Source organism: Pseudomonas sp. P7758, from assembly GCF_013386485.1.
Taxonomy (GTDB): domain Bacteria; phylum Pseudomonadota; class Gammaproteobacteria; order Pseudomonadales; family Pseudomonadaceae; genus Aquipseudomonas.
On the sequence record NZ_JACARS010000179.1, the window covers coordinates 2316 to 4732 of the forward strand.

The 2417-nt window shown below is 63.2% G+C and carries 2 protein-coding genes; one reads left to right on the forward strand and one right to left on the reverse strand.

Translation table 11 applies throughout. The features are described 5' to 3' along the window. A partial coding sequence (locus tag HX873_RS29385) for a c-type cytochrome (RefSeq protein WP_177123599.1) occupies window positions 1-1838 on the reverse strand: 1838 nt, incomplete at its 3' end. Window positions 1839-2061: 223 nt separating this feature from the next. Here HX873_RS29385 and HX873_RS29390 point away from each other — a divergent pair. Continuing rightward, on the forward strand, window positions 2062-2417 hold a 356-nt coding region (locus HX873_RS29390; protein ID WP_177123598.1), incomplete at its 3' end, for an aminotransferase class I/II-fold pyridoxal phosphate-dependent enzyme.

A 2417-nucleotide genomic window follows, 5' to 3' on the forward strand; every position in this document is an offset into this window, starting at 1 on the left:
GCCGTGTACAGCCGCGCCATCCCCGCCCCGATATTGAACGACTGCTCGCCCCACAACGGCGGGTACACCAACTCGCCATCCGCCCGCGTCAACCCTTGGCCATTGTCGCCATGGCACACCGCGCATTGCCGGGCGTACACCTGCCTGCCATTCTGCATATCCGGCTTGATCGCCGGGTCGACCTTGCCCACCCCGCGCCCGGCGACTTTATCTTCGGGCCTGGTGTTGTTTTTCATCCAGTCGAAGTACGCCACCATCGCCTGCATATCCGCCGATTCCGCTGGCAACGGCTTGCCATTCATCGAGCGACGGAAGCAGCCGTTGATCCGCTCTTCCAGGCTCACCACCTTGCCCGCACGCGGCGCATAGCTCGGGAAAAATGCCGAGACGCCCACAAACGGCGAACCATCCGCCACGGTGCCGGCGTTGAGATGGCAGCTGGTGCAGTTCAGCGAGTTGCCCACGTTATTGGGCAGCAGTTCCTTGGTCTGCAGGTGCAGGCGCATGCCGCGTACCACCTGATCGGCATTCGGCGCCGCCAACAATTCGGCCAGGCGTGGGGTTTCAAACGCTGACGAATCGGTGGTGACCGGGTTGAGCTGGCCGCGCATTTTCTTCACTTGGGCAGCCGTGACAGGCGTGCCTTCGTTGCCCCAACTGCTGCGCGCGAAACTGAGGATTTCAGCGATTTCCTGATCCGCCAACCGCGCAAACCCAGGCATGGTGTAGACCCGTGGATGGGCTGCGGTCTCGGCGGTTTCCCAACCGGTGAGGGTGATGTGCAGCAGTGACGTCGGGTTGTTCGAGGCAACGCTCGGGTTGCCGGCCAACGGCGGGAACAGCCCTTTCACCCCGCCGCCATCGCTGCGGTGGCAGTCACTGCAAAACTGCATGTAACCCAGGCCACCACGGCTGGTGAACAAGTCCTTGGGCGGTGCGGCGGGTTCGTGGGCCACGGCGGGCATCGGCAGGTCGTCCTTGCCCGGCGGCAGGGATTTGAGATACGTCGCGATGGCGGTCAAATCGGCATCGGTGAAGTGTTGGGTACTGTGATGAATCACATCCGCCATGTTGCCCGCGACCGTGGCAAAGCGGTTCTGCCCGGTCTTGAGCAATTGCACGGTGTCGTCCACCGTCCACAGGTTGCGCAGGCTCAAGGCGCGCCAGTGCTCGACAGTCTCACCGGCCAGGTAATGCCGGCCACTGCGGCCCGCGTCGCTCATGGCTTTTTCCTGGAAGGCGATGCCGCGCGGGGTGTGGCACGAGCCGCAGTGGCCCAGGCCCTGGACGAGGTAGGCGCCACGGTTAAGCACGTCATCCTTCGCCGGGTCCGGCACGAATGGTTGCTTGTCGAGAAACGCCAAATTCCACAACGCCAGGCCCCAGCGCTGGTTGAACGGGAAGCCCATCTCGGCGTCCAGGTTGGGTTTGTTCACCGCCTCCACGCCCTGCATCAGGTAGGCGAACAAGGCGCGCATGTCGCCTTCGCTCATCTTCGCGTAGGACGGGTAAGGCATCGCCGGGTACAGGTTCTGCCCGGCCGGCGTCACGCCTTCACGCATCACCCGGTCGAACTGCTCGAAGGTGTACTGGCCGATGCCGGTGTCACGGTCCGGGGTGATGTTGCTCGAATAGATCGTGCCCATCGGCGTGCCCAGTTCCAGCCCGCCGGCCATCTGCGCGCCTTGCCTGGCGGTGTGGCAGGCGATGCAGTCGCCCAGTTGGGCAACGTATTTGCCCTGTTCGATCAGCGTGGGGTCGGCTTCGTTGGCGTGCAGGGGAAGGGAAAGGCACAGCACCACCCCCACAAGGCCCAGACGTGACAGGGGAAAAATCATCGCACTATTCCTTTAATAACCCGGCCTGGGGCGGTCCCCTCGGCGCAGGTCTGCAATCGTTTTTATTGGGTCATCAGGCAGATAACCGGGGCATGGCCAGCCCCAGCTTTGTTGTAGCGGATTTTTTGCGCGCGGCCCTTGATGTGGATCAGGCGGCATGTTCTACAGTGGAACTGAAATTGACTAATTGACGCGGGCATCGATGTCGGCGAGGAGAGCAAGGATGCGTTATTCACCCTTTGTGGGGCGCATTGGCGGCGAATCCGTCAGTGCCTGGGATATTCACTACGCCGCCGCCGAAGCCCAACTGCGTGGCGAAGACGTGATTGTGCTCAGTGTCGGCGACCCGGATTTCGCCACACACAGCGCGATCTGTGAAACCGCCGTGGACGCCCTGCGCGCCGGCGACACCCACTACACCCCTGTGCTCGGCCGCCCGAAACTGCGGGAAGCCATCGCGGCCCGGCAGAGCCTGCTGCAAGGGATTACGGTGCACGCCGACAATATCGCCCTGGTCGCCGGCGCGCAGAATGGCCTGTTCGCGGCCTGCTTGTGCCTGTTCAGCCACGGCGATGAAGT